This is a genomic window from Plantibacter flavus, assembly GCF_900177615.1.
Lineage (GTDB): Bacteria > Actinomycetota > Actinomycetes > Actinomycetales > Microbacteriaceae > Plantibacter > Plantibacter flavus.
Genome location: NZ_FXAP01000001.1, coordinates 1185060 through 1208980, shown reverse-complemented (window position 1 = coordinate 1208980; position 23921 = coordinate 1185060). Strand labels below are relative to the sequence as shown.

At 68.4% G+C, this 23921-nt stretch carries 18 protein-coding genes; 6 read left to right on the top strand and 12 right to left on the bottom strand.

Going from position 1 to position 23921, the window contains the following annotated elements:
- Positions 1-53: 53 nt before the first annotated feature.
- Both B9Y95_RS05660 and B9Y95_RS05655 read right to left on the bottom strand, forming a co-directional pair.
- A complete protein-coding gene (locus B9Y95_RS05660; protein ID WP_085510914.1) occupies positions 54-2603 on the bottom strand; it encodes a DEAD/DEAH box helicase in 2550 nt (849 codons plus the stop codon).
- A 4-nt stretch (positions 2604-2607) separates the two neighbouring features.
- The gene (locus B9Y95_RS05655) at positions 2608-3528 is read right to left on the bottom strand and encodes a heme o synthase (protein WP_085510913.1); all 921 of its coding nucleotides are present in this window, start codon (positions 3526-3528) and stop codon (positions 2608-2610) included.
- A 377-nt stretch (positions 3529-3905) separates the two neighbouring features.
- On the opposite strand from B9Y95_RS05655, the gene tkt reads away from it, so the two are divergent.
- From tkt to pgl, 6 genes are read left to right on the top strand one after another with little or no spacing between them, the layout of a single operon-like run.
- The gene (gene tkt, locus B9Y95_RS05650) at positions 3906-5996 is read left to right on the top strand and encodes a transketolase (protein ID WP_064296932.1); all 2091 of its coding nucleotides are present in this window, start codon (positions 3906-3908) and stop codon (positions 5994-5996) included.
- 24 nt (positions 5997-6020) lie between these two features.
- Positions 6021-7130 carry a transaldolase gene (tal, locus tag B9Y95_RS05645; RefSeq protein ID WP_085510912.1) on the top strand — a complete coding sequence of 370 codons (1110 nt, stop codon included), beginning with the start codon at positions 6021-6023 and terminating at the stop codon, positions 7128-7130.
- The gene (locus tag B9Y95_RS05640; protein ID WP_085510911.1) at positions 7127-8740 is read left to right on the top strand and encodes a glucose-6-phosphate isomerase; all 1614 of its coding nucleotides are present in this window, start codon (positions 7127-7129) and stop codon (positions 8738-8740) included. The genes tal and B9Y95_RS05640 overlap by 4 nt, the downstream gene beginning before the upstream one ends.
- A gap of 23 nt (positions 8741-8763) precedes the next feature.
- Positions 8764-10308 (top strand): glucose-6-phosphate dehydrogenase, encoded by a 1545-nt coding sequence (gene zwf / locus B9Y95_RS05635; protein ID WP_064296929.1) that lies wholly within the window; start codon positions 8764-8766, stop codon positions 10306-10308.
- The gene (locus B9Y95_RS05630) at positions 10305-11267 is read left to right on the top strand and encodes a glucose-6-phosphate dehydrogenase assembly protein OpcA (protein ID WP_085510910.1); all 963 of its coding nucleotides are present in this window, start codon (positions 10305-10307) and stop codon (positions 11265-11267) included. Before zwf ends, B9Y95_RS05630 begins: the two co-directional genes overlap by 4 nt.
- The gene (gene pgl, locus B9Y95_RS05625) at positions 11267-12055 is read left to right on the top strand and encodes a 6-phosphogluconolactonase (RefSeq protein ID WP_085510909.1); all 789 of its coding nucleotides are present in this window, start codon (positions 11267-11269) and stop codon (positions 12053-12055) included. Before B9Y95_RS05630 ends, pgl begins: the two co-directional genes overlap by 1 nt.
- 88 nt (positions 12056-12143) lie before the next feature.
- Here pgl and B9Y95_RS05620 read toward each other — a convergent pair whose 3' ends face one another.
- From B9Y95_RS05620 to uvrA, 10 genes are all read right to left on the bottom strand, one after another.
- Complete coding sequence (locus tag B9Y95_RS05620; protein WP_064296926.1) at positions 12144-12506, bottom strand: RNA polymerase-binding protein RbpA; 363 nt, start codon at positions 12504-12506, stop codon at positions 12144-12146.
- Positions 12507-12592: 86 nt separating this feature from the next.
- On the bottom strand, positions 12593-12841 hold the full coding sequence (secG, locus tag B9Y95_RS05615; protein ID WP_056005661.1) for a preprotein translocase subunit SecG: 249 nt from the start codon (positions 12839-12841) through the stop codon (positions 12593-12595).
- Between the two features lie 135 nt (positions 12842-12976).
- Positions 12977-13780 (bottom strand): triose-phosphate isomerase, encoded by an 804-nt coding sequence (tpiA, locus tag B9Y95_RS05610; protein ID WP_085510908.1) that lies wholly within the window; start codon positions 13778-13780, stop codon positions 12977-12979.
- The gene (locus B9Y95_RS05605) at positions 13768-14985 is read right to left on the bottom strand and encodes a phosphoglycerate kinase (protein WP_079705956.1); all 1218 of its coding nucleotides are present in this window, start codon (positions 14983-14985) and stop codon (positions 13768-13770) included. Before B9Y95_RS05605 ends, tpiA begins: the two co-directional genes overlap by 13 nt.
- Before the next feature lie 136 nt (positions 14986-15121).
- Entirely contained in the window at positions 15122-16129 is a 1008-nt protein-coding gene (gap, locus tag B9Y95_RS05600) for a type I glyceraldehyde-3-phosphate dehydrogenase (RefSeq protein ID WP_064296923.1), read from the bottom strand.
- 124 nt (positions 16130-16253) lie between these two features.
- Entirely contained in the window at positions 16254-16880 is a 627-nt protein-coding gene (locus tag B9Y95_RS05595) for a superoxide dismutase (protein ID WP_085510907.1), read from the bottom strand.
- Positions 16881-17035: 155 nt separating this feature from the next.
- Positions 17036-18013, bottom strand: a complete 978-nt coding sequence (whiA, locus tag B9Y95_RS05590) for a DNA-binding protein WhiA (protein ID WP_064296921.1) — start codon at positions 18011-18013, stop codon at positions 17036-17038.
- 124 nt (positions 18014-18137) lie between these two features.
- Positions 18138-19019, bottom strand: a complete 882-nt coding sequence (rapZ, locus tag B9Y95_RS05585; RefSeq protein WP_064296920.1) for an RNase adapter RapZ — start codon at positions 19017-19019, stop codon at positions 18138-18140.
- Positions 19020-19053: 34 nt separating this feature from the next.
- Positions 19054-20979, bottom strand: coding sequence for an excinuclease ABC subunit UvrC (gene uvrC, locus B9Y95_RS05580; RefSeq protein WP_085510906.1), 1926 nt, complete (start codon positions 20977-20979; stop codon positions 19054-19056).
- A 1-nt stretch (position 20980) separates the two neighbouring features.
- The gene (gene uvrA, locus B9Y95_RS05575; protein WP_085510905.1) at positions 20981-23872 is read right to left on the bottom strand and encodes an excinuclease ABC subunit UvrA; all 2892 of its coding nucleotides are present in this window, start codon (positions 23870-23872) and stop codon (positions 20981-20983) included.
- Between the last annotated feature and the right edge of the window lie 49 nt (positions 23873-23921).

The window sequence follows — 23921 nt, the reverse complement described above, 5'->3', positions numbered from 1 at the left end:
TTCCGCTGACGGCTCACTGCGCCTGCTGACGGTTTACTGCGCCTGCTGGCGGCTCAGAGCATCCCGACAGCGGTCACCCGGACGACCGCGGTCCCGGTCTCATCGGAGGCGTCGAGATCGATGACTGCGCTGATCCCCCAGTCGTGGTCGCCGGCCGGATCGGCGAACACCTGACGCACTCGCCAGACACCGCCCGTGTCGCCGACGGGGCGCTCGTCCTCGTCGTCGACGATCAGCAGCGCCGGGCTCCGTGCTGCAGCACCCGTCGGGAGTTCACCGTGCTCCTCGAAGTACGGATCCATGGCGTCCGCCCAGGTGTCGGCGTCGAATCCAGCCGACGCGTCGAGCTCGCCGAGCGCGTCGTAGTGCTCAAGCGACGCGAGCTGGACCCGGCGGAAGAGTTCGTTCCGGACGAGGACGGTGAACGCCCGACGGTTGGCGAGGACGCTCCGTGGCGTGGGTGGAAGTGACCGACTCGCCTCCGCATGGCGCTCGGGGTCCGGGTGGGACAGTTCCTCCCACTCGTCGAGCAGACTCGAGTCGACCTGTCGGACGAGTTCTCCGAGCCACTCGATGAGGTCCTGGAGCTCCTCGTCCTTGAACTCGTCCGGCACGCTCTGCCGGATCGCCCGGAAGGCGTCGGAAAGGTATCGCAGGACGAGTCCCTCGGACCTCGAGAGGCTGTAGAACGAGACGAACTCACTGAAGTTGAGTGCGCGTTCGATGAAGTCGCGGACGACCGCCTTCGGGCGGAGCTCGAGGTCGAGTGCCCACGGCTGCGCGGCGGTGTAGCTGGTAAACGCCGCCTCGAGGAGTTCCGCCAGCGGTCTCGGATGGGTCACCGCCTCGAGAAGTTCCATGCGCTGGTCGTACTCGATCCCCTCGGCCTTCATCGCCTGCACGGCCTCGCCCCTGGCGAGGTGCTGCTGGGCCATGACGATCTGGCGCGGATCATCGAGCGTCGACTCGACCACCGAGATGACGTCGAGGGCGAAGCCGGGCTCCGCAGGGTCCAAGAGCTCGAACGCGGCGAGGGCGAAGGGCGACAGCGGAGCGTTGAGCGCGAAGTTCGGCTGCAGCTCGACCGTGAGGCCGATGACGACCTCACCCGTCTCGGGGTCGATCGTCTGGGTGATGACGCCTGCCGTGCGGAGGGTGCGGTAGATCTCGAGCGCGCGCCTGGCCAGGGCGAATCGTCTCGCCCGAGGCTCGTGGTTGTCGAAGACGAGGGAGCGGATGGTGCCGAAGCTGTCACCGCCGCGTGCGATGACGCTGAGCATCATCGCGTGGGTGAGCTGCATGTGGCTGGTAAGTGTCTCAGGCTCGGCCGCGACGAGACGCTGGAAGCTCGGCTCCCCCCAGGACACGAACCCCTCCGGCGCCTTCTTCCGGATGATCTTCCGGCGCTTCTTCGGGTCGTCGCCGGCCTTCTCGATGAGCTTGAGGTTCTCGGTCTCGTGCTCGGGAGCCTGGACGACGACGGTGCCCGCGGTGTCGTAGCCGGCCCGACCCGCACGACCGGCGATCTGGTGGAACTCCCGGGCGTTCACCTGGCGCATCTTCGTGCCGTCGTACTTCGTGAGCGCCGTGAACAGGACCGTGCGGATCGGGACGTTGATCCCGACGCCGAGGGTGTCCGTCCCGCAGATGACGCGGAGGAGACCACGTTGGGCCAGCTGCTCCACCAGGCGTCGGTACTTCGGCAGCATGCCGGCGTGGTGCACGCCGATCCCGCTGCGGACGAGCCGGGACAGCGTCGTGCCGAACGCGGTGCTGAACCGGAAGTCGCCGATGGCGTCGGCGATCTCGTCGCGTTGCTCGCGGGTGACGACCTTGAGGCTGGTCAACGCCTGTGCCCGCTCGAGCGCCGCCGCCTGCGCGAAGTGGACGATGTAGATCGGAGCCTGTCCCGTGTGGAGGAGGTCTTCCACGGTCTCGTGGATCGGTGTGGTCGCGTAGGAGAAGTGGAGCGGCACCGGTCGTTCGACGCCGGTCACGATGGCGGTCTCACGGCCGGTCCGGCGCTCGAGGTCCCGCGCGAGGTCGCCGACGTCGCCGAGGGTGGCGGACATGAGGATGAACTGCGTGTCCGGGAGGGTGAGCAGCGGCACCTGCCACGCCCACCCGCGGTCGGGGTCGGCGTAGAAGTGGAACTCGTCCATCACGACCTGGTCGATGCCGGCGTCCTCGCCGTGCCGGAGCGCCAGGTTGGCGACGATCTCGGCGGTGCAGCAGACGATCGGTGCGTCGGCGTTCACCGAGGAGTCCCCGGTGACCATCCCGACGTTCTCCGCACCGAACATCTCGACGAGCGCGAAGAACTTCTCGCTCACGAGCGCCTTGATGGGCGCCGTGTAGTAGCTGCGGCGACCGGAGCTCAGCGCCGCGAAGTGTGCGCCGGCGGCGACGAGGCTCTTGCCGGTGCCCGTCGGCGTGGAGAGGATGACGTTGGCGCCGTCGACGATGCCGATGAGCGCCTCCTCCTGCGCCGGGTACAGGCTGAGTCCGCCGGCCTCGGCCCAGGAGACGAACCGGTCGAAGACGATGTCGGGGCTCTCACCCGTCGCAGCGATCAGCCGGCCGCGTTCCGCTGCGTCAGCCACCGGGTCAGAACGGGAGCAGCGGGTCGATGCCGACGGCGAGGAACAGGAGGGTCAGGTAGGTGATCGACCCGTGGAAGACGCGCATCGGCGAGACGTGCTCGTGGCGGATCGCGAGGTTGTAGAGGCGGTGGGTCTCGTAGACGAACCAGCCGCCGGACAGGAGGGCGACGGCGCTGTACAGCAGCCCCATGTCGGCCACCGGGATGAGCAGGAGCGAGCAGACGACGGTCGCCCACGCGTACAGGATGACCTGGAGGCCGACCTGCGCGCGACCGCGGACGACGGCGAGCATCGGCACGCCGACGGCCTGGTAGTCACTGCGGTACTTCATGGACAGCGGCCAGTAGTGCGGCGGCGTCCAGAGGAACACGACCGCGAAGAGGATGATCGGTGCCCACGTGAGCGAACCGGTGACGGCGGCCCAGCCGATGACGACGGGGAAGCAGCCCGCGATCCCACCCCAGATGATGTTCTGCTGGGTGCGTCGCTTCAACCACAGCGTGTACACGAAGACGTAGAAGAGGATCGCGCCGACGGACAGGGCTGCAGCGAGCCAGTTGGTGGTGGCGAGGAGCCAGACCGTCGAGACGACGCCGAGCGTCCACGCGAACACGAGTGCCTCGCGCGGCGTGAGCTCGCCGGTCACGAGAGGGCGCTTCTTCGTGCGGTCCATGACCGCGTCGATGTCGCGGTCGATGTAGCAGTTGAACGCCGCCGCGGAGCCGGCGCTCAACGACCCACCGATCACGGTCGCGATGACGAGCCACCAGTCGGGCAGACCGCCCTTCGCGAGGATCATGACGGGGATCGTCGTCACGAGCAGCAGTTCCATGACCCGCGGCTTGGTGAGGGCGATGTACGCCTTCGCCTTGCGTCGGAAACCGAGCTTGGGGCTCGACACACGTTCTGCTACAGCGACGTCCATTGCTCCTCTAACGTTCGGTTCACCACGCACTGCTCGCCCGGTGCGCGGTCCGCAGACGATTCTACGACACGCGCGGGCGGCTCCCTACTCATGGCGTGCAGGCGCACGGTCCGTCACCGGGTGACGCCCGTCCTGCGAGCTCTGCGACGATCCGTGACGTCGCGTGTTCGCGCTCGTCGAACATCGACCCTCGGCTGCAGGGGTTCGCTATGCTGGGAAGTGCTCGCCAGCCACTGTGCACGCGTGCGCCCCCCTTCACCCAGTTCGAAGAGCGGTGTCGTGTGCTCGGACGCCGAAGACGACGTGGGCCGCGAACGCACAGAAGAAGGCTCGACCGCTCGTCGGCCTCCTGTTCCGATGAGAAGGGTCAGTATTCAGTGGCAGATCTGCAGTGGGAAAGCATTGACAGCAAAGCAGTCGACACGGCGCGCATCCTCGCCGCCGACGCGGTGGAGAAGGTCGGCAACGGCCACCCGGGAACGGCGATGAGCCTCGCCCCCGCCGCCTACCTGCTGTTCCAGAAGGTCATGCGACGTGATCCGAAGGATCAGGACTGGCTCGGACGCGACCGCTTCGTCCTGTCGGTCGGGCACAGCTCGCTGACCCAGTACGTCCAGCTCTACCTGGGCGGCTACGGTCTGGAACTCTCCGACCTCGAGGCGCTCCGCACCTGGGGCTCGCTCACGCCGGGTCACCCGGAGTACGGCCACACCGACGGCGTCGAGATCACCACCGGTCCCCTCGGCCAGGGGCTCGCCTCCGCCGTGGGCTTCGCGTACGCGTCCCGCTTCGAGCGTGGCCTGTTCGACCCCGAGGCCGAGGCCGGCACGAGCCCGTTCGACCACTTCGTCTACGTCATCGCCGGCGACGGCGACCTGCAGGAAGGCGTCACGAGCGAGGCCTCCTCGCTCGCCGGTCACCAGCAGCTCGGCAACCTCATCGCGATCTACGACTCCAACCAGATCTCGATCGAGGACGACACCAACATCGCCTTCACCGAGGACGTCAAGGCCCGCTACGAGGCCTACCACTGGCACGTCCAGGTCGTCGACTGGAAGAAGACGGGCGAGTACGTCGAGGACGTCCACGCGCTCAACGACGCGATCGAGGCCGCGAAGGCCGAGACCGACAAGCCGTCGCTCATCATTCTGAAGACCATCATCGGTTGGCCGGCTCCCAAGAAGCAGAACTCCGGCAAGATCCACGGTTCGGCGCTGGGCGCCGAGGAGCTCGCGGCCGTCAAGGAGGTGCTCGGCTTCGACCCCGAGCAGAACTTCTTCGTCGCAGACGAGGTCATCGAGCACACCCGCAAGGCGATCGACCGCGGTGCCGAGGCACGCGCCGAGTGGCAGCAGACGTTCGACGCCTGGGCCGCGGCCAACCCGGAGCGCGCTGCGCTGCTCGAGCGTCTCGAGGCCGGCGAACTCCCCGAGGGTGTCGAGTCGGCGCTGCCCGTCTTCGAGGCAGGCAAGGACGTCTCGACCCGCGCCGCATCCGGCAAGGTGCTCAACGCCCTCGGCCCGGTCATCCCGGAGCTGTGGGGCGGTTCGGCCGACCTCGCCGAGTCGAACAACACGACGATCGAGGGCGGTGCGTCGTTCATCCCGAGCGAGCACTCCACCCACGAGTGGACCGGGAACCCCTACGGTCGCGTCCTGCACTTCGGCATCCGCGAGCACGCCATGGCCGCGATCCTCAACGGCATCGTCCTGCACGGCCCGACCCGCGCGTTCGGTGGCACCTTCCTCATCTTCAGCGACTACATGCGTCCGGCCGTCCGTCTCGCCGCGCTCATGAACGTGCCGTCCATCTTCGTGTGGACCCACGACTCCGTCGCCCTCGGTGAGGACGGCCCCACGCACCAGCCGATCGAGCAGCTCGCCTCGCTCCGTGCCATCCCGAACCTCGCCGTCGTGCGACCGGGTGACGCGAACGAGGTGGCCTACGCCTGGCTCGAGATCCTCAAGCGTCGCGGCGGCCCGACCGGCATCGCGCTGACCCGGCAGAACATCCCGGTGTTCGAGCGCGGCACGGGCGACGCCACCGGCGAGACCTTCGCTGCAGCGTCGAACGTCGCCAAGGGTGCGTACATCCTCGCCGAGGCGCCCGGCGGCACGCCGGACGTCATCCTCATCGCGACGGGCTCCGAGCTCCAGCTCGCCGTCGAGGCCCGCGAGGTCCTGCGCGGCGAGGGCGTCAACGCCCGCGTCGTCTCGGTGCCCGCACTCGAGTGGTTCGAGGAGCAGTCCGCCGAGTACCGCGAGTCCGTCCTCCCGAAGGCCGTCACCGCACGCGTGTCCGTCGAGGCGGGTCTCGGCCTGACCTGGAAGAGCATCGTCGGCGACGCCGGCCGGACCGTGTCGATCGAGCACTTCGGTGCGTCCGCCGACTACAAGACGCTGTTCCGTGAGTTCGGCATCACCACGGAGGCAGTCGTCTCCGCAGCACACGAGACGCTCGGCAAGTAGCCCGGGCGAAGGAGACAGAAGAACATGACTGAAACCCCAACCGCCCAGCTGTCCGCCGCCGGCGTCAGCATCTGGCTCGACGACCTCTCCCGCGGACGCATCCAGTCCGGTGGGCTGGAGCAGCTCATCGCCGACCGCAACGTCGTGGGTGTCACGACGAACCCGACGATCTTCGCGTCCGCCCTCAGTAACGGCGACGTCTACGCCGAGCAGGTCGCCCAGCTCGCCGCCGCCGGCAAGGACGTCACCGAGGCGGTCTTCGAGATCACCACCGACGACGTGGCCGCGGCATCGAAGATCTTCCGTGGGGTCTACGACTCCTCGAACGGGTACGACGGCCGCGTGTCGATCGAGGTCGAGCCGGGCTTCGCGCACGACGCAGCCTCGACGATCGACCAGGCCAAGCAGCTCTGGGCCAAGGTCAACCAGCCCAACGCGATGATCAAGATCCCCGCGACGGTCGAGGGCCTCGAGGCCATCACCGCGGTCATCGGCGCCGGCATCAGCGTCAACGTCACGTTGATCTTCAGCCTCACCCGGTACCGCGAGGTCATCAACGCGTTCCTCACCGGTCTCGAGCAGGCCAAGGCCGCGGGCCACGACCTCTCGACGATCCACTCGGTCGCCTCGTTCTTCGTGTCGCGGGTCGACACCGAGATCGACAAGCGTCTCGACGCGATCGGCAGCCCCGAGGCGACCGCGCTGAAGAGCAAGGCCGGCGTCGCGAACGCCCAGCTCGCCTATCAGGTCTTCGAGCAGGAGTTCGCGAGCGAGCGTGCCACCGCGCTCCTCGAGGCCGGCGCCAACAAGCAGCGTCCGCTCTGGGCCTCGACGGGCGTCAAGTCCGCCGAGCTCCCCGACACGCTCTACGTGACCGAGCTCGTCGCCGACGGCGTGGTCAACACCATGCCGGAGAAGACCCTCGAGGCGACCTTCGACCACGGCGTCATCACCGGCGACACCGTCACCGGCTCCTACGCGGCTGCGAACGAGGTCCTCGACGCCATCGCCGCACTCGGCGTGTCGTACGACGAGGTGACGGCGCTGCTCGAGCGTGAGGGCGTCGAGAAGTTCATCGTGTCCTGGGACGAGCTGCTCGAGACCGTGAAGACGGCTCTGGAGGCCTCCAAGTGAGCTTCAAGATCCGCGTGAGCGGCGCGGCGGAAGCCGCTGTCGCATCGGTGGTCCCGACGCTCGTCAGCGACCTCGTCGCGTCGCGCATCACGGACCAGGACCCCACGCTGTGGGGTCCTGCGGCCGAGGCCGAGGCGTCCAAGCGCCTCGGCTGGGTCCAGGCGGTCTCCATCTCCCGCCCGCTGGTCGAGCCGATCCTCGCGCTCCGTGAGCAGTTCAACGACGAGGGCATCGACCACATCGTGCTCGCGGGCATGGGCGGTTCCTCGCTCGCACCCGAGGTCATCACGAACACGCTGGGGGGCGACCTCACCGTCCTCGACTCGACCGCTCCCGGTCAGGTCCTCGCGGCTCTGGCGGACCGCCTCGAGACCTCGGTGCTCGTCGTCTCCTCGAAGTCCGGCTCCACGGTCGAGACCGACAGCCAGCGTCGCGCCTACGAGGCCGCGTTCACGGCTGCAGGGATCGACCCCGCCGGCCGCATCGTCATCGTCACCGACCCGGGCTCCCCGCTCGAGGCGGCGGCGAACGAGGCCGGCTACCGGGTCTTCAACGCCGACCCCAACGTCGGCGGTCGCTACAGTGCGCTCACCGCTTTCGGTCTCGTGCCGTCCGGTCTGGCCGGTGTCGACATCGGCGCGCTGCTCGACGAGGCCGACGCGGTGCTCGGAGAACTCGCGATCGACGACGCGTCGAACCCGGGACTCATCCTGGGTGCGGCGATCGGCGGCACCGTTCCGCTGCGCGACAAGGTCGGTCTCATCACCGACGGGACGCACATCGTCGGATTCCCGGACTGGGCCGAACAGCTCATCGCCGAATCGACCGGCAAGTCCGGTCGTGGCCTGCTGCCCGTCGTACTCAACCCGCTCGCTCCCGAGCTCGAGTCGAAGCCGGCCGACCTCCAGATCGTCCGCATCGTCGACGACGCCCACGAGTTCCACCTGCTGCGCCATGACCGCCACGAGGGCGAGATCCTCGTCAGCGGCAGCCTCGGCGCGATGATGCTGGTGTGGGAGTACGCGACCGTCGTCGCCGGGCGCCTCATCGGCATCGACCCGTTCGACCAGCCGGACGTCGAGTCCGCGAAGGTCGCCACCCGTGGCCTGCTCGACAACCGTCCGGAGCCTGAGGCACCCGCCTTCGTCGCCGACGGTGTCGAGGTCCGCGGTTCGGCCGGTCTGCTCGACGGCGTGACCACCCTGTCCGGCGCCGTCGAGGCACTGCTCGCGCAGCTCCCCTCCGACGGCTACGTCGCGATCCAGGGCTACGTCGACCGTCTCGCCTCCCCGCAGCTCGAGAGCATCCGCGACCTCGTCGCGGCGAAGGCGGCACGACCCACGACCTTCGGGTGGGGTCCGCGCTTCCTGCACTCGACGGGTCAGTACCACAAGGGCGGCCCCGCGAACGGCGTGTTCCTGCAGATCACCGAGACGGCCCCCGTCGACCTGGAGATCCCCGAGCGCCCGTTCACCTTCGGCCAGCTCATCGAGGCCCAGGCGGGCGGCGACGCCCGCGTCCTCGCCGAGCACGGTCGTCCGGTCCTCACGCTGACCCTCACGTCGCCGGACCAGAACATCGTCACCCTCTTCGACGCCGTCAACGACTAGCGCGTCACTGCACAAGGAGCTTCATGTCCCCGGTGGAAATCACCCCGGAGTCCAACCCGCTGCGGGTGGACACCGACCGACGCCTCAATCGGATCGCCGGTCCGAGCGGCCTCATCATCTTCGGCGTGACAGGCGACCTGTCCCGCAAGAAGCTGATGCCGGCCGTGTACGACCTGGCGAACCGGGGCCTCCTGCCCCCTGGCTTCTCACTCGTCGGGTTCGCCCGACGGGACTGGGAGGACCAGGACTTCATGGAGGTCGTCCACGAATCCGTCAAGCAGTACGCCCGGACCGAGTTCCGCGAGGACGTCTGGAACCAGCTCGCCCAGGGCATCCGGTTCGTCCCCGGTGAATTCGGCGACGACGCGGCGTTCGAGAAGCTGAAGGAGACCATCGAAGAGCTCGATGCGGATCGCGGGACGATGGGCAACCACGCGTTCTACCTCTCGATCCCGCCGAAGGCCTTCCCGCAGGTCACCGAGCAGCTCCGTCGCTCGGGACTCGCGGAACCCGCTGACGGTCAGTGGCGCCGGGTGGTCATCGAGAAGCCGTTCGGCAGCGACCTCAAGACGGCTCGCGAGCTGAACGACATCGTGCAGTCGGTCTTCCCATCGGACTCGATCTTCCGGATCGACCACTACCTCGGCAAGGAGACCGTCCAGAACATCCTGGCGCTCCGGTTCGCGAACCAGCTGTATGAGCCCATCTGGAACGCCAATTACGTCGACCACGTGCAGATCACCATGGCCGAGGACATCGGCGTCGGTGGTCGGGCCGGGTACTACGACGGCATCGGAGCGGCGCGCGACGTCATCCAGAACCACCTGCTGCAGCTCCTCGCCCTCACGGCGATGGAGGAGCCGATCTCCTTCAACGCCGCAGACCTGCGCGCGGAGAAGGAGAAGGTCCTCGCGGCCGTCCGCCTCCCCGACGACCTCGGGGCCGCGACGGCCCGTGGACAGTACGCCGGCGGTTGGCAGGGCGGCGAGCACGTGCTGGGCTTCCTCGACGAGGACGGGATGAACCCGGAGTCGACGACCGAGACCTACGCGGCGATGCGGCTCGACATCAACACCCGCCGGTGGGCCGGCGTGCCGTTCTACCTGCGTGCCGGGAAGCGCCTCGGACGCCGCGTCACCGAGATCGCGGTCGTCTTCAAGCGTGCTCCGCAGTACCTGTTCGCGGAGAGCCAGACCTCGGCGCTCGGCCAGAACGCCTTGGTCATCCGCGTCCAGCCCGACGAGGGTGTCACCATCCGCTTCGGTTCGAAGGTCCCGGGTGCCGGCACCCAGGTCCGCGACGTCACGATGGACTTCGGCTACGGCCACGCCTTCACCGAGGCGAGCCCGGAGGCGTACGAACGTCTCATCCTCGACGTCCTGCTGGGCGACCCGCCCCTCTTCCCCCGTCACGAGGAGGTCGAGCTCTCCTGGAAGATCCTCGACCCGATCGAGGAGTACTGGGCCGCTCAGGACACGCCGCTCGAGCAGTACGCTCCCGGCACCTGGGGCCCGTCCTCGGCCGACGACCTCATGAACCGCGACGGACGCACCTGGAGACGACCATGATCGTAGACCTGCCAGACACGACCACGAGCAAGCTCTCGAAGGCGCTCGTGACCATCCGCGAGGACGGCGGAGCCGTCGCCCTGGGGCGCGTGCTCACCCTGGTGATCTCGACGCGGCTCGGAGCCGAGGAGGAGGCCATCGAGGCCGCCAACGAGGCCTCCCGCGAGCACCCCATGCGGGTCATCGTCCTCTCCACCGAGCATGACGACCAGCACTCCTCCATCGGAGACCGACTCGATGCCCAGATCCGAGTCGGCGGTGACGCCGGAGCGAGCGAGGTGGTCATCCTCCGCGCCTACGGTGCGGTCGCCGAGAACGAGGAGAGCCTCGTGACCGGTCTGCTCCTGCCCGACGCGCCCGTGGTCGCCTGGTGGCCAGGAGAGGCTCCGGAACGCGTCTCGACGTCACCGATCGGCCGCATCGCCCAGCGTCGCATCACCGACGCGTCTGCGGCAGCGGACACCCACGCCGCCCTCCGCGGTCGCGCTGAGAACTACGCCCCCGGAGACACGGACTTCGCGTGGACCAGGCTCACGCTCTGGCGTGCACAGCTCGCGGCGGTGCTCGACCAGCCGCCGTACGAGCCCGTCACGGCGATCGAGGTGTCCGGAGCATCGGACTCCCCATCGACCGAGCTGCTCGCCGCCTGGCTCCAGCTGCAGTTGCAGGTCGACGTGACCCACGAGCTCAGCATGGCGCACGGGTCGAGCGGCATCCACGGTGTCCGCCTCACGCGGGCGTCCGGCAACGTCGTCCTCGAGCGACCCGTTCCCGACATCGCGACGCTGATCCAGCCCGGACAGCCGACGCACGACCTCTCGCTCCCCCGTCGCAGTCTGCGCGACTGCCTCGCCGAGGAGCTCCGCACGCTCGACCCGGACGTCCTGTACGGACAGGTCATCACCGTGGGCCTCCCCGGCCTCGGCGAGCCGGTCACGCTCCGCGCTCGGACCAGCTGATGCCGACCGAGCGACGCGTCCTCGTCTACCAGGACCGCGACCAGCTGACGACCTCGGTCGCCAAGCGGTTCCTGTCCCGAACCCGTGAACTGCTCGAGTCGCAGGAGACGGTCCACGTCGTCCTGACCGGCGGTACGGTCGGCACGGGGACGCTCGCCGCCGTGGCCGCGTCGAAGGACCGCGACCGGGTGGACTGGTCCCGGGTGCACCTCTGGTGGGGAGACGAGCGCTGGGTCGCTCGCGACGACGCCGATCGGAACGAGCTGCAGGCACGCGAGGCCTTGCTGGAGATCCTGCTGGTGCTGCCGGAGCGTGGCCTCGTCGCCGAACACGTGCACGGATACCCGGCGCCGGAGGACGGCATCGACCTCGACGCCGCTGCGGTGCGCTACGCCGACGAACTCCGTCGGTTCGCGCGGCCCGGCGAGGACCACCCGCGGTTCGACATCACGTTCCTGGGTGTCGGTCCCGACGGTCACGTCGCGTCGCTCTTCCCGGAGCGTGCCGAGGTCTCGGTGACCGACACCTCGGTCGTCCCGGTGCGGAACTCCCCCAAGCCGCCGTCCGAACGACTCAGCCTCACCCGGCCGGCCATCAACTCCTCCGTGCGGGTCTGGCTCGTGCTCGCCGGCGCCGACAAGGCGTCGGCACTCGGCCTCGCCCTTGCTGGTGCCAGCTACAACGAGGTCCCCGCCGCCGGGGCCAAGGGACGCAAACGGACGGTGTTCTTCGTCGACCAGGATGCGGCCGCAGAGGTCCCGGATTCACTGATCCTCCCGGAGTACTAGCGGGAGGCCGGTCGCCGAGCCGGTGCCAGTACGCGGAAAGGCCGTTCCCCCCGGGGAACGGCCTTTCCGCGTATGTGGTGCTGTCCGGCTACTTCGCTGCCGTACCGCGGCGTGCACGGAGCTGCTGGAGCGCCTCTTCGAGCAGCTGCTCGGCCTCTTCCTCCGTGCGCCGTTCCTTCACGTAGGCGAGGTGGGTCTTGTACGGCTCGAGCTTCGCGACCTCCGGCGGGTTCGCCTTGTCGCGACCGGCCGGCAGACCGGACGTCGGGCAGTCGATCGTCTCCGGGATCTCCTCGTCGGGGACGTTCGCCGCGAAGTGGCGGACCGTCTCGTTGCCGAGGGCGTCCCAGTAGGAGATGGCGATGCGGTCCGCGTGGTAGCCGTGGTCCTGCTCGCCCATGGGACCGGCGCCGACGCGTGATCCCCTGATAGCGCTTCCGCCTGATGCCATGGTGTTTCCTCTTTCTCGTACTGTCGAGAGTGGTTCGGGTGTGGTGCGTCGAGTTGCGTCCCCGGGATCGGGGCTTCGCGGCCGGTCTAGGCGGCGGCGAACTTCGTCAGGAGCCCGATCACGACGATGCAGGCACCCCAGGTCAGGCCGAGGATGACGGTGAAGCGGTTGAGGTTGCGCTCGGCGACCCCTGACGAACCGAGGTTGCTGGAGGAGCCGCCGCCGAACATGTCGGACAGACCGCCGCCGCGGCCCTTGTGCAGCAGGATCAGGAAGGTGAGCAGGAGGCTGGTGATGCCGAGCAGCACCTGCAGGATGACCTGGAGAATCTCCACGTGAGACCTTTCGCATTCGCGTTCAGAGGGGCTGAACCGCCGTCCAGTATACCTCGACGGTTCAGCGGACACGGCTCGGCCCGCGGCTGGTGCCGCGGGCCGAGCCGTGTCGGTGCTGCTGGTGCAGCAGGTCGGTCAGAGTCCGACGTGCTGCGAGAAGCGGGCGATCCCGGCGAACTCGTCGGCGAGCAGGCTCGCACCACCGACGAGGGCTCCGTCGACGTCTGGTTCGCGCATGAAGCCGGCGATGTTCGAGGCCTTCACCGAACCGCCGTAGAGGATCCGCGTGCGCTGTGCCGCCTCGTCGCCGAGGACCTCGGCGAGCGTGCTGCGGAGAGCGGCTGCGACCTGCTGCGCCTGGTCGGGCGTCGCCGCCTGACCGGAACCGATGGCCCACACCGGCTCGTAGGCCACGACGATGTCCGCGTCCGGTGCGAGTCCGTCGATGGCTGCCTTGAGCTGCGCCACTGGGACGGCCGACGGGCCGTGTTCCTCGAGGTCTTCGGCGGTCTCGCCGATGCAGATGACGGGGACGAGGCCGTGTCGCACGGCTGCGGCCGTCTTCGCTTGGACGACCTCGTCGGTCTCGTTGTGCAGCGTGCGGCGCTCGGAGTGTCCGACGAGCACGTAGCGGCAGTCGAGCTTCGCGAGGAACGCTCCGGAGATCTCACCGGTGTAGGCGCCCGAGTCATGCTGCGACAGGTCCTGCGCGCCGTAGGCCAGCTTGAGCTTGTCGGCGGCGACGATCGTCTGGACCGAGCGGAGGTCCGTGAACGGCGGGAAGATGGCCACTTCGGCGTCGGCGTAGTCGTGCTTGCCGTCCTTGAGCGTCCAATCGAGCTTCTGGACGAGGGCGATCGCCTGGAGGTGGTCCAGGTTGAGCTTCCAGTTGCCGGCGATCAGGGGCACACGCGTGTGCCCGGGGGTTACTGCTGCCATCCGAGGACCTCCAGTCCAGGCAGACGCTTGCCCTCGAGGAACTCGAGGCTGGCGCCGCCACCAGTTGAGATGTGACCGAACTGGTCATCATCGAAGCCGAGCGCACGAACCGCTGCGGCCGAGTCACCGCCACCGACGACGCTCAGGCCGTCCGTGCGGGTGAGTGCTTCAGCGACCGCGCGCGTACCGGCGGCGAAGGGCGCGAGTTCGAACACGCCCATCGGGCCGTTCCAGAACACCGTCTTGGACGCGGCGACGATCTCGGCGAACGCTGCAGCCGTGTCCGGTCCGATGTCGAGTCCGAGTCCTGAGGCACCGAACGGGGTGTCCTCGATGGCGTCGGCAGGGCGCACGACATGCTCGGCGTCGGCACCGAACGCCGAGGCGACGACGACGTCGGTCGGCAGGACGATCGTCACGCCGAGCTCGTCGGCCTTCGCGAGGTACCCGCGGACGGTCTCGATCTGGTCAGCTTCGAGCAGGCTCGAACCGACGGCGTGCCCCTGGGCGGCGAGGAAGGTGAACAGCATGCCGCCGCCGATGAGCAGCGAGTCGACGCGCGGCAGCAGGTGTCCGATGACGCCCAGCTTGTCGGAGACCTTCGAGCCGCCGAGGACGACCGTGTAGGGGCGCTCCGGGGTCTCGGTGAGGCGGTCGAGGACCTCGAGCTCGGCGGCGATGAGCAGCCCGGCAGCGCTCGGGAGCAGCTTCGCGAGCTCGTACACGCTCGCCTGCTTCCGGTGGACGACACCGAAGCCGTCGGAGACGACGACGTCGCCGAAAGCGGCGAGCTTGGCGGCGAACGCCTCACGTTCGCCGGCGTCCTTGCTGGTCTCGGCGGAGTTGAAGCGCAGGTTCTCGAGCAGGACGACGTCGCCGTCGGTCTGCGCGGCGACGGCGTCGGTCGCGGCGCTGCCGACGGTGTCGGCGGCGAAGGTCACGGGCTTGCCGAGGAGTTCGGACAACCGCTGCGCGACGGGCGCAAGGCTGTACTTCGCGTCGGGTGTGCCGTCGGGGCGGCCGAGGTGCGAGACGATGACGACACGCGCACCCTGGTTGATGAGCGCGTTGAGGGTGGGGAGTGCCGCGCGGATGCGGCCGTCGTCGGTGATGACGCCGTCCTTCAGCGGGACGTTGAGGTCGAGGCGGACGACGGCTCGGCGACCGCTGAGGTCGCCCAGCGAGTCGAGGGTGCGGAGGGTCATGAGGAGGGTCTTTCTCTGCGCTGAGCCACGACCACCGACGAAGCCGAACGGGCGCCCTGAAGATGATTCAGGACGCCCGTTCGGACCATACGGTGTCTGGCTGCTCGGGTGAGGAGTGCGGCAGACAGCCGATTGGTTAGAGGCGGTCCGCGACGTACTCGGTGAGGTCGACGAGGCGGTTCGAGTAGCCCCACTCGTTGTCGTACCACGAGGCGACCTTGACCTGCGAGCCGATGACCTTGGTGAGGCCGGCGTCGAAGATCGAGGAGTGCGGGTCGGTCACGATGTCGCTCGAGACGATCGGGTCCTCGGTGTACTTCAGGATGCCCTTGAGGGGGCCCTCTGCGGCAGCCTTGTACGCGGCGTTGATCTCCTCGACCGTGGCCGGGTTGGTCAGCTCGACCGTGAGGTCGGTGATCGAACCGGTCGGGACCGGGACGCGCAGGGCGTAGCCGTCGAGCTTGCCGACGAGCTCCGGGATGACCAGGCCGAGTGCCTTGGCTGCACCGGTGGAGGTCGGGATGATGTTGACGGCGGCGGCGCGTGCACGACGGAGGTCGCTGTGCGGGCCGTCCTGCAGGTTCTGGTCGGCGGTGTAGGCGTGGACCGTGGTCATGAGGCCACGCTCGATGCCGAAGTTGTCGAGCAGGACCTTGGCGAGCGGCGCGAGGCAGTTCGTCGTGCAGGACGCGTTCGAGATGATGTCGTGCGTCGCGGCGTCGTAGGTGCCCTCGTTGACGCCGAGGACGATCGTGGCGACGTCGCTGCCGGTGGCCGGAGCCGAGACGAGGACCTTCTTGGCGCCGGCGGTGATGTGCTTGCGGGCGTCGTCGGACTTCGTGAAGCGACCGGTCGACTCGATGACGATGTCGACGCCGAGCTCGCCCCAGGGGAGGTCGGCGGGGTCGCGCTCCGCGAGCACGATGATGGGCTTGCCGTTGACGATGATCTTGTCGCCGTCGAGCTCGACCGTCGCGTCCAGACGACCCGTGATGGAGTCGTACTTCAGGAGGTGGGCGAGCGCCTTGTTGTCGGTGAGGTCGTTGACAGCGACGATCTCGAGGTCGCTGCCCTTGGCGAGGGCGGCGCGGAAGAAGTTGCGGCCGATGCGGCCGAAGCCGTTGATGCCGATCTTGACGGACACAGATGACTCCTGATACTGAGGCGCCAGACGGCGCGATTGTACGGTCTGCTCGGAGTGAGCGCCCTCCCCGAGTGAGGAGGAAGATGGTCCGTCCCGGCCCGTGGGACCGGGACGGACCGGTCAACTACGACAGTACCAGCAGGCCGTTGGTCTGCTTGCGCGCGACCTCGAAGCGTGCCTGGACGTCGGCCCAGTTGACGATGTTCCAGAACGCCTTGACGTAGTCGGCGCGGACGTTCTTGTAGTCCAGGTAGTAGGCGTGCTCCCAGACGTCGAGCAGCAGCAGCGGGACGGTGCCGGCCGGGAAGTTGCCCTGCTGGTCGAAGAACTGCTGGATGTTGATGCGCTGACCGAGGGTGTCCCAGGTGAGCGCGGCCCATCCGGAACCCTGCACGCCGAGCGCAGCGGCGGTGAAGTGCGCCTGGAACTTGTCGAAGCTGCCGAAGTACTCGCCGACGGCGGACTCGAGCTCGCCGGTCGGCTTGTCGCCGCCGTCCGGGGAGAGGTTGTTCCACCAGATGGTGTGGTTGACGTGGCCGCCGAGGTTGAACGCGAGGTCCTTCTCGAGCTTGTTGACGTTCGTGAAGTCGTTGGCGTCGCGGGCCTCAGCGAGCTTCTCGAGGGCCGTGTTCGCACCGGCCACGTAGGTGGCGTGGTGCTTGTCGTGGTGGAGCTCGGTGATGGTCGCACTGATGTGCGGCTCGAGCGCACTGTAGTCGTACGGCAATTCGGGCAGTGAGTAAACAGCCATTCTTCGTGATCTCCTCGTGTTGTCCCGTGCGCTGTCTGCACACGGCTCTGAGCGTCATCACCCAGTCTAGTGAGCGGCAACCGTCGGGAGTCGGGGCTTGTTCCCAGCATGACGAACCGCGACGATGCCGGGTCGGCGAGGATTCACGAGCTGCTTCAGTCCTCGTAATCCGCCGGGAGGTTGGCGTCCGTGCCTGGGATGCCGAGATCGCTCGCGTGCTTGTCCGCCATGGCGAGCAGGCGCCGGATGCGGCCGGCGATGGCGTCCTTCGTCATCGGAGGGTCGGCGAAGTGGCCCAGTTCGTCGAGGCTGGCCTCACGGTGGTCGAGGCGCAGGGCGCCGGCGTACTGCAGGTGGTCGGGCACCTCGTCGCCCAGGATCTCCAGGGCGCGCTCGACGCGCGCGCAGGCCGCCACGGCAGCCTGGGCGGAGCGGCGCAGGTTGGCGTCGTCGAAGTTGACGAGGCGGTTCGCGGTCGCCCGGACCTCCTTGCGCTGTCGCATCTCCTCCCAGGAGGTGACGGTGCCGGTGGCACCCATGAGCGACAGCATGCCGCTGATCGCGTCGCCCTCGCGGATGACGACACGATGGATGCCGCGGACCTCACGTGCCTTCGCGGAGACACCGATGCGGCCCGCGGCACCGACGAGCGCCATCGCGGACTCGTTGCCGGGGCACACGACGTCGAGTGACGCAGACCGGCCGGGGTCGGTCAGGGACCCGGTCGCGAGGAACGCCCCCCGCCAGACGGCGGCGAGTTCGTCGCGCGACCCGGTGGTCAGCCGGTTCGGCAGCCCGCGGACCGCACGCCGTCGGGCGTCGAGGAGTCCGGTCTGCCGGGCGAGGGTCTCCCCGCCCTCGATGACGCGCACCACGAACAGGCTCGGTTTGCCCGAGCTACCGGGGTTCTGCACCAGGATCTCGCTGCGGATCCCGTAGAGCTCGCCGATGTCGCGACGCACCCGCTGGGCGAGGGTCGGACTGTCGAGTTCGGCTTCGATCGCCACGCGTCCGGAGATCGTGTGGAGTCCGCCGGAGAAGCGAAGCAAGGACGCGAGTTCGGCCGCTCGGACCGAGTTGCGGGTCTCGCGGACGAGCGCCAGTTCGTTCTTGACGTCGGCGGTGAGGGCCACGGTGGTTCCTATCTGTCGTGATCGCGCCGTCGGAGTGCGGCGTCGATCCTGCATGTTCGCGATCCGGAGGCGTGGTGCCTCGGACCGTTCGGGCTCCGCCGCGGCTGCGTCGGGCCCGTGGGCGTCATTCGCGCCCGAGGTCTCGGTGCCGGACGTGCACGGCGACGCCGGACTGGTTCCGCAGCCGGTCGGCGAGTTCGAGGGCGACCGCGACCGAGCGGTGCTTGCCCCCCGTGCAGCCGACGGCGATGGTGACGTGACGCTTGTTCTCGCGCTGGTACCCGGCGAGGACGGGTTCGAGGGCGTGGGCGTAGCTCTCCAGGAACTCGGCGGCTCCGGTCTGCGAGAGTACGTACTCACTGACCTCGGGGTCCTGACCGCTCAACGCACGCAACTCCGGGACCCAGAACGGGTTCGGGAGGAACCGCATGTCGGCGACGAGGTCCGCATCAGGCGGCAGGCCGTACTTGAACCCGAAGCTCAGCACGGTGACCTGGACACCCGGTGTCTCCGCGCCGGCGAAGAGCTCACGCGTGGTCGTGGCGAGCTGGTGGATGTTGAGGTCGCTCGTGTCGATGATGACATCGCTCGACTCGCGGATCTCGCTCAGTCGGTGACGCTCCGCCACGATGCCGTCGAGGATCGTTCCCTCGCCCTGCAGCGGGTGCGGCCTGCGGACGGCCTCGAACCGGCGGACGAGCGCCGCGTCGGTCGCCTCCAGGAAGATCATGCGGAGGTGCGTCCCGCCCCGGAGCGCCGGCACGATCTCCTGCAGCTCGCTGAAGAAGTCGCGGCCGCGGACGTCGACCACCGCGGCGATCCGCGGCAGACGTGATCCGGCGCGCTCGGCGAGGTCGACGAGGGGACGGAGCATCTGCGGGGGCAGGTTGTCGACGACGTACCAGCCGAGATCCTCCAGCGCGTTCGCGACGGTGGAGCGTCCGGCGCCGGACATCCCCGTGACGATGAGGACTTCCTGCTGGTGCTGCGGCTGGCCCGGGGTCATCGACACGCTTTCCTCGAAGGTCTGAAGTCCCAGCCTACCCATTCCGCGAGGCCTGCGAGGGCTGTGCGGAGCCGGAGGTCAACGCCTCGTGCACCGTGGCGGCCAGTTTGTCGCCGATACCCTTGACCTCGGTGATCTCGGCCGGCGTCGCGGTCTTCAAGCGGGCGACGGATCCGAAGTGCTTGAGCAGCTCGCGGACCTTCGCCGGTCCGAGCCCCGGGATCTCGCCGAGGACGGTCGAGATGTCGCGCTTCCGCTTCTGTCGCTGGAAACTGATGGCGAACCGGTGCGCCTCGTCGCGGACCCGCTGGAGGAGGAACAGGGCTTCGCTCCCCCGCGGCAGGATCACCGGATACGGGTCGTCGGGCAACCAGATCTCCTCCAGTCGCTTCGCCAGTCCGCACAGGGTGATCCCGGTCAGGCCGGACTCCTCCAGTGCACGCGCGGCAGCGGCGACCTGCGGTTGCCCGCCGTCGACGATGAGGAGCTGCGGCGGATAGGTGAACTTCCGGCGCTTGCGCTCCTGCGTGGTCTCGTCGACCGTCTCGACGGGCTCGGACGACGTGAGGTGCGCGAGTCGCCGGGAGACGACCTGGTAGATCGAGTCGGTGTCGTCGGTGGACTCGGCGACGCCGAAGCGGCGGTACTCGTCCTTGCGGGACAGTCCGTCCTCGAAGACCACCATCGACGCCACGATGTTGGTACCGCTCAGATGAGACACGTCGAAGCACTCGATCCGCAGCGGCGCCTCGGGCATCCCGAGCGCATCGCGGATGTCCTCGAGCGCCTGCGTCCGGGCGACGAAGTCGGAGCTGCGCCGGGTCTTGTAGAGCATGAGGGCCTGCTTGGCGTTGACGACCGCGGTCTCCATGAGCGTCGCCTTCTCGCCGCGCTGGGCGACGCGGAGGGCGACCTTCGAGCCGCGGCGCTCGGCCAGCCAGTCCTCGAGGCTCTCGGCGTCGTCCGGCAGCTCCGGGACGAGTACCTCTCGCGGGACCTCGGTCCCGCTCGCGGCGGCGTACACCCGTTGGACGACGCTGTCGACGAGCTCGGCGGTCGACATGTCGAGCTCCTTGTCGACGGTCCACGACCGCACACCGCGGATGCGGCCACCACGGACGATGAACTGCTGCACCGACGCGGCGAGCTCGTCGTGGTCGATGCCGAACAGGTCGGCGTCCACGGCGTCGCGCAGGACGACCGCGCTCTTCGCGAGCACCTGGTCGAGCGCCTGGAGCTGATCCCGGTAGACGGCGGCGGACTCGTAGTCCTGGCGGGCCGCGGCGGCCTTCATGTCGGCGGTGATGCGCGTCGTGAAGCGGCGGTCGTTGCCGACCATGAACGAGACGAAGTCGTCGACGATCGCGCGGTGTTCCTCGATGGTGACCTTGCCGGAGCACGGGCCGCCGCACCGTCCGATCTGCCCGGGGAAGCAGGGCTTCCCCGAGGCCATGGCCCGCTTGTACGCCGAGTCGGAGCAGGTGCGGATCGGGAAGACCTTGATCATGAGGTCGACCGTGTCGTGGACGGCCCAGATCTTCGGGTACGGACCGAAGTACTTGGCCCCCGGGATCCGGGTGTTCCGGGTGACCATGACGCGCGGCGCCTCGTCACCGAGGGTGACCGCGAGGTACGGGTACGACTTGTCGTCTCGGAACTTGACGTTGAACGGCGGGTCGTACTCCTTGATCCACGTGTACTCGAGCTGCAGCGCCTCGACGTCGCTGCCGACCGTCGTCCAGGTGACCCCGGTCGCGGTCGTCACCATGCGGCGCGTGCGCTCGTGGAGGGTGTGCAGGGGCGCGAAGTAGTTGCTGAGCCTCGCCCGGAGGTTCATCGCCTTGCCGACGTAGAGCACCCGGCCCGAGTCGTCGCTGAAGCGGTACACACCGGGCATGGTGGGGATCTCCCCCGCCTTCGGCCGGTACGCCAGACCACTTCCGCCGCGGACGGCCGCCACGTCAGCCCGCCTTGCGGCTGCCGCCGGCCTCTGCCTCGAACAGTTCGTTCAGGAAGAAGCCCGTGTGGCTGCCGGGGACCGTCGCGAGGTGCTCGGGTGTTCCGGTGGCGAGGACCGTCCCGCCACCGGCTCCACCCTCCGGGCCCATGTCGATGAGCCAGTCGGCGGACTTGATGACATCGAGGTTGTGCTCGATCACGATGACCGTGTTGCCCTTGTCGACGAGCCCGCCGAGGACGAGCAGCAGCTTCCGGACGTCTTCGAAGTGCAGACCCGTGGTCGGCTCGTCGAGGACGTAGACACTGCGCCCGTTGCTCCGCCGCTGCAGCTCCGTCGCGAGCTTGACGCGCTGGGCCTCGCCGCCGGACAGCGTCGTGGCGCTCTGGCCGAGACGGACGTAGCCCAGGCCGACCTCGACGAGGGTCTTCAGGAACCGGTGGATCGAGGAGATCGGCTCGAAGAAGTCGGCGGCTTCGGCGATCGGCATGTCGAGGACCTCGGCGATGTTCTTGCCCTTGTAGTGGATCGTCAGGGTGTCGCGGTTGTACCGCGCTCCCCCGCACACCTCGCAGGCGACGTAGACGTCGGGCAGGAAGTTCATCTCGATCTTGATCGTGCCGTCGCCCGAGCAGGCCTCACAGCGGCCGCCCTTGACGTTGAAGCTGAACCGACCGGCGAGGTAGCCGCGGACCTTGGCCTCCTGCGTCTCCGCGAAGAGGTTCCGGATCTTGTCGAAGACGCCGGTGTACGTGGCGGGGTTCGAGCGCGGGGTACGGCCGATGGGCGCCTGGTCGACGTGGACGACCTTGTCGAGGTGCTCCAGACCCGTGACCCTGGTGTGCTTGCCGGGCAGCTTGCGCGCGCCGTTCAGCTTGTTGGCCAGGACCCGGTACAGGACGTCGTTGACGAGCGAGGACTTCCCGGAGCCGCTCACGCCGGTGACCGCGGTGAGGACTCCGAGTGGGAAGTCCGCGCTGACCTTCTTCAGGTTGTTGGCCTGCGCTCCGATCACCTGGATCTGACGCTTCGTGTCGATCGGACGACGCTTCGCCGGGATCTCGATGGCCTTGCGGCCGGAGAGGTAGTCACCGGTGAGGGACTCGGTGTTGGCCTCGAGCGCCTCGTACGATCCGGAGTGCACGACACGGCCGCCGTTGACGCCCGCGCCGGGACCGATGTCGACGATCCAGTCGGCGGTGCGGATGGTGTCCTCGTCGTGCTCGACGACGATCAGCGTGTTGCCGAGGTCGCGCAGAGCCACGAGGGTCTCGATGAGGCGGCGGTTGTCGCGCTGGTGCAGGCCGATGCTCGGTTCGTCGAGGACGTACAGCACGCCGGTGAGTCCCGAGCCGATCTGCGTCGCGAGGCGGATGCGCTGCGCCTCACCGCCCGAGAGGGAGCCGGCGGTCCGGGCCAGGTCGAGGTAGTTGAGTCCGACCTGGATGAGGAAGTCGAGTCGGACCTTGATCTCGCGCAGCACCTGCGCGGCGATGTGGGCCTCGCGGTCGCTCAGTTCAAGGCGGTCCATGAACGCGCGGGCGTCGGAGAGGCTCAGTTCGGCGACCTCGGCGATGTTGTGCTCGTGGATCAGGACGGAGAGGACCTCGGGCTTGAGGCGACGACCGCCGCAGACCTGGCATGGGACTTCGCGCAGGTACTCGGACCAGCGCACGCGCTGACTGTCGGTGTCGGCCTGGAGGTACTGACGCTCGATGTACGGGATGACGCCCTCGAAGCCCGAGGAGTAGCTCATCTCGCGGCCGAAGCGGTTCTTCCACTTGACCTTGACCTTGAAGTTGTCGCCGCGGAGCACCGCTTCCTGGACCGAGGCCGGCAGGTCGCGCCAGGGGGTGTCGAGCGAGAAGCCGAGGTCGCGGGCCAGCCCGTCGAGCAGCTTCTCGTAGTACTGGTAGAGCCCCTTGCCCTGGGTGGTCCACGGGACGATGACGCCCTCGTTGATGCTGAGTTCCTCGTCGCCGAGGAGCAGCTCCGCGTCGACCGACATGCGCGTGCCGAGACCCGAGCACTCCGGGCAGGCACCGAACGGGGCGTTGAACGAGAACGTCCGCGGCTCGATCTCGGTCAGCTGCAGCGGGTGGTTGTTCGGGCAGGAGAGCTTCTCGGAGAAGGTGCGCCAGGCGTCGTCGCCCTCCTCGTCGACGAAGTTGATCGTCACGAGACCGTCGGTGAGCTGCAGTGCCGTCTCGAGGGAGTCGGTCAGGCGACCGAGGATCTCGGGGCCGGCGACGAGGCGGTCGACGACGACCGCGATGTCGTGCTTGACCTGCTTCTTGAGGGTCGGCGGTTCCGCGAGCTGGATCGCCTCGCCGTCGACGATGGCGCGCGCGAAGCCCTTGGCCGAGAGCTCCTTGAAGAGGTCGACGAACTCGCCCTTCTTCTGGCTCACCACGGGGGCGACGATCTGGTAGCGGCGTCGCTCCTCGAGCTCCATCAGCTGGTCGGCGATCTGCTGCACCGTCTGGCGCTGGATGACCTCACCGCAGACCGGGCAGTGCGGGACGCCGATGCGCGCCCAGAGCAGCCGCATGTAGTCGTAGACCTCGGTGATCGTCCCGACGGTCGACCGGGGGTTGCGGTTCGTGGACTTCTGGTCGATCGAGACCGCGGGGCTCAGGCCCTCGATGAAGTCGACGTCCGGGCGGTCGACCTGACCGAGGAACTGGCGGGCGTACGCCGAGAGCGACTCGACGTAGCGTCGCTGGCCCTCGGCGAAGATCGTGTCGAAGGCGAGTGAGGACTTCCCCGAGCCCGAGAGACCCGTGAAGACGACGAGCGAGTCGCGAGGGATCTCGAGGTCGACGTTCTGAAGATTGTGGACGCGGGCACCGCGGACGCTGAGCGTGGAGTGGTGATCTACCTTGGCAATTGACACCCTTCGAGTCTACGCAGCACCACCGACACCGGACTCCCGAGCGGTGTCT

What these genes read in the sequence shown, in the direction of transcription:
- B9Y95_RS05655 (WP_085510913.1), bottom strand. Translation starts at nt 3,528, where the DNA reads ATGGACGTCGCTGTAGCAGAACGTGTGTCGAGCCCCAAGCTCGGTTTC.
- tal (WP_085510912.1), top strand. Translation starts at nt 6,021, where the DNA reads ATGACTGAAACCCCAACCGCCCAGCTGTCCGCCGCCGGCGTCAGCATC.
- zwf (WP_064296929.1), top strand. Translation starts at nt 8,764, where the DNA reads ATGTCCCCGGTGGAAATCACCCCGGAGTCCAACCCGCTGCGGGTGGAC.
- B9Y95_RS05630 (WP_085510910.1), top strand. Translation starts at nt 10,305, where the DNA reads ATGATCGTAGACCTGCCAGACACGACCACGAGCAAGCTCTCGAAGGCG.
- pgl (WP_085510909.1), top strand. Translation starts at nt 11,267, where the DNA reads ATGCCGACCGAGCGACGCGTCCTCGTCTACCAGGACCGCGACCAGCTG.
- B9Y95_RS05620 (WP_064296926.1), bottom strand. Translation starts at nt 12,506, where the DNA reads ATGGCATCAGGCGGAAGCGCTATCAGGGGATCACGCGTCGGCGCCGGT.
- tpiA (WP_085510908.1), bottom strand. Translation starts at nt 13,780, where the DNA reads ATGGCAGCAGTAACCCCCGGGCACACGCGTGTGCCCCTGATCGCCGGC.
- B9Y95_RS05605 (WP_079705956.1), bottom strand. Translation starts at nt 14,985, where the DNA reads ATGACCCTCCGCACCCTCGACTCGCTGGGCGACCTCAGCGGTCGCCGA.
- B9Y95_RS05595 (WP_085510907.1), bottom strand. Translation starts at nt 16,880, where the DNA reads ATGGCTGTTTACTCACTGCCCGAATTGCCGTACGACTACAGTGCGCTC.
- rapZ (WP_064296920.1), bottom strand. Translation starts at nt 19,019, where the DNA reads ATGACCCCGGGCCAGCCGCAGCACCAGCAGGAAGTCCTCATCGTCACG.